Origin of the sequence: Paenisporosarcina sp. TG-14, from assembly GCF_000297555.1 — a bacterium.
GTDB lineage: Bacteria > Bacillota > Bacilli > Bacillales_A > Planococcaceae > Paenisporosarcina > Paenisporosarcina antarctica.
This window is the reverse complement of the sequence record NZ_AMGD01000075.1, coordinates 1-5865: the sequence shown is the minus strand read 5'-3', so window position 1 is coordinate 5865 and position 5865 is coordinate 1. Positions and strand designations below refer to the sequence as shown.

Here is a 5865-nt window from a genome sequence, read left to right as displayed (position 1 = left end):
CTCACCGCACGCCCCACGGAACGCGTCCGCCTGAAACGGAAATCAAAAATATTAATGAATCATTTTTTGTCCAAAATACCTGAAACACTGGATTTATGGAACTAAAATTATATACTTTCTGAATTATAATCTCAATAATAAAAGACGGCTAATGAAGTGATGTTATCACTTTAGTAGCCGTCTATCTAAGCTGTCTTTATTTTCATAATCATTCGATACTATTTTTAAATTTTATTTAGTCACGCTTTTACTAAGATCGTTAAAGAAAAATAAACGACTGGCATCTGGGAAATTGACTCTCGCCGGACTCGTTAAAGAAAGATAGCATCTAACTCAAATGCTAGCTAGTTGAGCGTGCATCAGCTGATGTTTCCTCTACATGTAAACCGTCTATAGCATGTGAGTCTTGATATGGTACTGGTTCATTTCTCTTTAATGCATAAATTTCATTTTGTTGTGTTGCAATAAGTGCTTCTTTCATTGTGTTGTCCTTTTCAAGATGGCTGACTCGGCGTTGCAATACAAAAAAACGGAAGATTGCAACCGACCCACTCACGAGCGCACCAAGTAATGCTGAACCTAAAATAACTAATATTAGAGGCCATTGTGCGGTGCCAAAGAAGTAATTGACTGGCACGACATCAACATTTACTACGGCAAAAACGGCAACTATGACGGCAAAAATAAGTGCAAATAATAATGACCATTGGAATTTCATTGGATTTCCTCCTAATAAGTATTGGTTTTATTATATTATACGAATAAAAAAAGAACAGGGTATAGTTATTTATACCCTGTTCTTATCAACTTATAAACCTTTATACAACAGGATCGTCTGAACCCCATTTATTCTTGTTAGCATCTGCTTCCACATCAATTTCTCCACGTTTCTTTAATTCTTTCTTTTTCAAAACGAACCAAAGTTGTGCAGCGATGAAGATTGATGAATACGTACCCGCAATTAAACCGACTAGTAAGGCAATCGAGAAATTACGAATTGAATCTGCACCGAATAGCAACAACGCTATAACTACTATTGCTACCGTTAGGACCGTGTTAACAGAGCGGCCTAGTGTTTGACGAAGAGATTTATTAACGATGGCGGCTAAATCATCATTGTCTAGAATTTTCTTCGAACGTTTCATATTTTCACGAATACGGTCAAACGTCACAATTGTATCGTTAATTGAGTAACCTACAATCGTTAGAACTGCCGCTATAAAAGTAATATCAACTTCTAAACGGAAAATACTGAACAACGCCACCATAAAGAAGACATCATGCAAAAGTGACACAATAGCAGCGACACCCATTCTCCATTCAAAGCGGAATGCTGTGTAAATGATAATACCTATAGAAGCGAAAAGTAATGCAAACATTGCATTTTTCGCTAATTCACGCCCGACTGTTGAAGATACCGTGCTAACATTTGGTTCAGCACCATATTCTTTGTTAATCGTCGATTTCATAGCATTGATTTCTTCTTTGGAGAATTCTTCTTTATATCGAATAACGCCAATTTCTTGATTGTCACCTGACAGAACAATATCTTCTGAAGGAAGATCAATGGTTTCTAAATAAGTTGTCAATTCCTCTTTTGTTAAAGCATTTTCAGATAAGATTTCAACACGTGTTCCACTTGAGAAATCAATACCCAAATTCAACTTGAAAATTCCAAGTAAAATTATGCCAATCACTATAAAAGCTATTGAACCTGTAAAGAATTTTTTACGCATATTAACAAAATCAAAGCGATCAAATTTCGTTGGTAAATCTAATGTATCAAATTCTACTTCAACTGGGTGTATCGTTGAATGGTTAACACCAAATAACCATGGCTTCCCATCAAACTTCCCGCTATTAATAAGTAGGCCTAAAAGTAAACGAGACCCCCAAACAGCAGTAATAAAGCTTGAAAGAATACTAATGATTAACATTAAAGCAAAACCTTTTACAGAACTTGTACCAAAGTAGAATAATACACTTGCGGCAATTAATGATGTAATATTCGCATCAAGTATTGCTGAGAAAGAAGAACTTGCACCTGTTTTGAAAGACGTTTTAATGGACTTCCCAACTCGTAATTCTTCCTTAATTCGTTCATACGTAATGATATTTGCATCTACTGCCATACCAACACCTAAAACGATGGCTGCAATACCTGGCAATGTTAGAACACCATTTATCAAGCCGAATATAAGAAGGATTAAGTACACGTATACAGATAAAGTAATCATAGCTACTAATCCGGGTAATCGGTAATAAAGAAGCATAAATAATCCAACAAGTGCAATCCCTATTAATGCAGCAGTCACTGTCGACTGAAGTGCTTTTTCACCAAATTGTGCACCAACTGAAGTAGAATAAATTTCTTTTAGTTTAACAGGTAGTGCACCAGCATTTAAAACGCCAGCTAAACTTTTTGTTTCCTCTACTGAAAACTCACCTGAAATTTGAACACTATTTGAATTGATTCGATTATCAACTTTTGGACTTGAAACAAATTTCGGCTTTTCTTTGCCAAGCTCTGCTACATATGAATCAACACCTTCTTCAAAGTCCAACCAAATAACAAGTAAATTTGTTGGTATTGGCATTTGACTAATTTGTTGTGTCGCATCTGCAAATTTAGACGGATCTTTTAGTTCTAAAGTAACCATTGGACGACCTTGATCATCAAACGTTGATTTAGCTCCACCTTCTTTTAAATCCGAACCATCCAGCATTAATTTATCATTAACATCACGGAATGATAGATTAGCTTGTGTAGACAATAGTTCACGTGCTGATTCTTGATCTTCCACACCTGCTAACTGAACCCGAATGCGATTGTCACCTTCGATTTGAATGTTCGGTTCGCTTACGCCAAGAACATTAATACGGTTTAATAGAGCGGTAGACGTATCCGAAACCATTTCTTCCGTAATTGGTTGTCCTTCTTTTAAAGTTTCAACTTGGTACAATACTTCGAATCCGCCTTGTAAATCAAGACCTAACTTAATATCATCTAAAACCCCTTGAGCTGTCGTACTAATGGAAGCCGCAAATACTACGATAAGTAATAAAAATGCGATAATTCGGCCTCTGGTTTTCATATGTAAACTTCCTCCTCAACTTGGAAATGGTAATGGAAAATTACCACATAAAAAAAGCGCAACATGGTTATTATGAAACACGTCGCGCTAGGTGTCAAATGTCCTTAAGATTCTGACGACTTTTTATTACTGGTTGTGTCTTGAGTACTTTTTTAGTCGGATTCAATAGTTCTTGAAGGTCCTCCTGTTTAAGTTCTGAGAACCAATTAGACGATTTAAAACCTTCAATTTGAGTATGAGTCATATAATGTGCGGGAGAAGTCCCTAAAATATCATTAACCATTTCAGATACTCCCATTTCCTGAATATCACGCTTTCTCCATTTTTTATTTATGCAGTAGTGCCAAATATCCTCTTCCGTCACAGAATTGTAATTATATAGCCTGAATTCATGAATTTTACTTTCTAAAGCTGGCCCCACAAGTTCAAATAAATCATCATAATTTGCACTCATTTAAACACTTCCTTCTTTTTCGGTTTTAAGCATCGTTATTTTCGCATAAGAATATTGTATACGAGTTTGTGTGACTTGAGAAGGAAGTGGCAAAATTGTCGACATTTTTACGTGGAACGCTGGTATTAATGGGGGCTGTTTTTTTATCAAAATTATTTGGTTTTGTTTTTCGCATTCAATTTGTGCGAATAGCAGGTGAAGAGGCTGTTGGAATATACACTGCCGCTTACCCCGCTTTTATTTTCTTCTTATCATTGATTCAGTTAGGATTACCGATTGCCGTCGCTAAGATCACAGCTGAATTGTATGCTGGGAAAAAACATCTTGAAATACAAGGCCTCATGAGAACCATTTGGAAATTAACTTGGATATCCATCATTATTTTCGTTCCATTAATGTATTTAACGATTCCTTATGTTGCAACCAACTTACTAGAAAATGGAGCGATTGGAAAGACCCTTCTGATTGGTTTGCTAACCATACCTATAGCCGCATTATCAGGAATACTTAAAGGCTATTTCCAAGGGTTAGCAAAAGTTGAAGAAACCGCTTGGTCACAATTAATTGAACAGTTTTTCCGTATTGGACTCGTAACTTGGTTACTACCCTATGTTGTGATTCAGTCGAGCCCTGCATCGACAGCTGCCGCCGCCATGATGATGGCGTTATTAGCTGAACTCATGTCGTTCATTTATTTATGGTATAAATACAAGCGTGTGAAACGAGTAACTGGAACACCTATTAACTATCCTTCTTCTCCTATTTTACATGTCGCTCTGCCTTCAGCTGGAAGTCGATTATTTGGTTCATTTACATGGTTTTTAGAACCGATCATATTTATTAAGGCTTTAGCGGTAGCCGGTGTTGGAGCAGTGGCAGCTACTAATTTATACGGAATGATTTCAGGTGTCTTTATTCCCTTACTGTTGTTTCCTGCGTTCATTCCGTACGCGTTATCCATCGTATTAGTTCCTGCTGTAAGTGATGCCAGAGCAAGATCCAACCGTGGAATGTTACAGGAACGAGTATCTCTAGCTATGCGAGTTTCTGCAATTACTGGGTGTTTTGCAGCTACTATATTTTATTTGCATGGTGAACATATTGTACGCGTTTTATTTCACGTAACTGAAGGTGAAGGTTATATGGCACTATTAGCTCCGGTGTTCTTTTTTTATTACATACAAAGCCCACTTCATGCCATCTTGCAAGCCATGCATGAAGCCAAAGCCGCCATGATGAATTCAATTTATGGAGGACTTGGAAAGCTATTTGTCATGTTTGTGTTAGCCTCACAACCTGGAATTGAAGAAAAAGGTGCAATATTAGCCATTGGTTTCGGTGTTTGTTTAACTTCTTTTTTACATATGGCTACACTGCGACAAAAAAAAGAAGCCGGACTTGGCTTCACATTTTTTGCGATTCCTTATTTAATATTTATTTTAGTGACGATTCTTCGTCCTGTGTTATGGCCTTTAGGAGAAATGCCTTGGGTTGCTGATAGCATGGTCACAGGATTAATAATTTTTGCTGGCTTGCTCGTATTTCGCCAAATTCATGTATCCGACATTCGTCTCCTTCGTAAACTTATCAAGAAGACTTAAAGCGTTCTCGTAGTTGAACATATAACTTCTCTCGTTCATAACTACAGTAGAATACCGTTTTCGGATCATAAATATGAATTTGCTTTAATTCATCGAGCAACCATTGTTTATCATGTTGAATTAATTTAAGATGCCCTTCTTGTATGTCTCCATCAACAATGAGCGGTAAAACAGGGTGGTCTCCCTCAAATTTAAATACGGATAAATTACCTGAAGGCTCTAAAAAAGCATAGGACACATCTTGAATGGACCCAATTTGTTGTTCGCGCAGCTGTTGAAATAGGTCGTCCAAATTGTAGCGTATTTTGCGCATTTCCGATTCAATGATTTCTCCATTACGTATAATAACCGACGGATCCCCATCAATTAAATCTCGAATTTTTTTACTTTTCAATGACATATACGAAGTCACAAATTGAATTGCTAGTAATAGAAGCATTGGCAAAATAGATTCGAATAAATTGCGCTTTGGTTCGTCAATAGCATACGATGCAACCTCTGCAATGAGGACGAAAATAACTAAATCCATTAGGCTAAGTTCTCCAACTTCTCGTTTTCCCATTAGTCTAAAGATGATTAATATCAATATATAAAGAAAAATGGTCCGCCACGCTATAGTGAAAAGTATCCCAATTTCACCCATTATGTAACCCCTTTTTCTACTTAGTATGAGAGAAAATGATGGGCATTATACAATCGAGTAGGAGGGAGTGAT

At 36.8% G+C, this 5865-nt stretch carries 5 protein-coding genes; 1 reads left to right on the top strand and 4 read right to left on the bottom strand.

Translation table 11 applies throughout. The features are described from left to right. Window positions 1-340: 340 nt before the first annotated feature. The 3 genes from C406_RS0117340 to C406_RS0117330 all read right to left on the bottom strand — a co-directional run bounded on the left by C406_RS0117340 (window position 341) and on the right by C406_RS0117330 (window position 3549). Window positions 341-718 carry a LapA family protein gene (locus C406_RS0117340; RefSeq protein WP_017381928.1) on the bottom strand — a complete coding sequence of 126 codons (378 nt, stop codon included), beginning with the start codon at window positions 716-718 and terminating at the stop codon, window positions 341-343. A gap of 100 nt (window positions 719-818) precedes the next feature. Beyond that, window positions 819-3095 carry a protein translocase subunit SecDF gene (gene secDF / locus C406_RS0117335; protein ID WP_017381927.1) on the bottom strand — a complete coding sequence of 759 codons (2277 nt, stop codon included), beginning with the start codon at window positions 3093-3095 and terminating at the stop codon, window positions 819-821. Window positions 3096-3189: 94 nt separating this feature from the next. After that, window positions 3190-3549: a post-transcriptional regulator gene (locus C406_RS0117330; protein ID WP_017381926.1), complete on the bottom strand. Its 360-nt coding sequence runs from the start codon at window positions 3547-3549 to the stop codon at window positions 3190-3192. Between the two features lie 95 nt (window positions 3550-3644). Between C406_RS0117330 and C406_RS0117325 the strand changes: the two genes are divergently transcribed. After that, the gene (locus tag C406_RS0117325) at window positions 3645-5150 is read left to right on the top strand and encodes a putative polysaccharide biosynthesis protein (protein ID WP_017381925.1); all 1506 of its coding nucleotides are present in this window, start codon (window positions 3645-3647) and stop codon (window positions 5148-5150) included. Here C406_RS0117325 and C406_RS0117320 read toward each other — a convergent pair. After that, window positions 5137-5793, bottom strand: a complete 657-nt coding sequence (locus C406_RS0117320; RefSeq protein ID WP_017381924.1) for a YetF domain-containing protein — start codon at window positions 5791-5793, stop codon at window positions 5137-5139. The two genes, C406_RS0117325 and C406_RS0117320, sit on opposite strands and share 14 nt — an antisense overlap. Between the last annotated feature and the right edge of the window lie 72 nt (window positions 5794-5865).

Bases quoted from the DNA above. Each gene is read 5' to 3' on its own strand.
- secDF (WP_017381927.1), bottom strand. From the start codon at position 3,095: ATGAAAACCAGAGGCCGAATTATCGCATTTTTATTACTTATCGTAGTA.
- C406_RS0117320 (WP_017381924.1), bottom strand. From the start codon at position 5,793: ATGGGTGAAATTGGGATACTTTTCACTATAGCGTGGCGGACCATTTTT.
- C406_RS0117330 (WP_017381926.1), bottom strand. From the start codon at position 3,549: ATGAGTGCAAATTATGATGATTTATTTGAACTTGTGGGGCCAGCTTTA.
- C406_RS0117340 (WP_017381928.1), bottom strand. From the start codon at position 718: ATGAAATTCCAATGGTCATTATTATTTGCACTTATTTTTGCCGTCATA.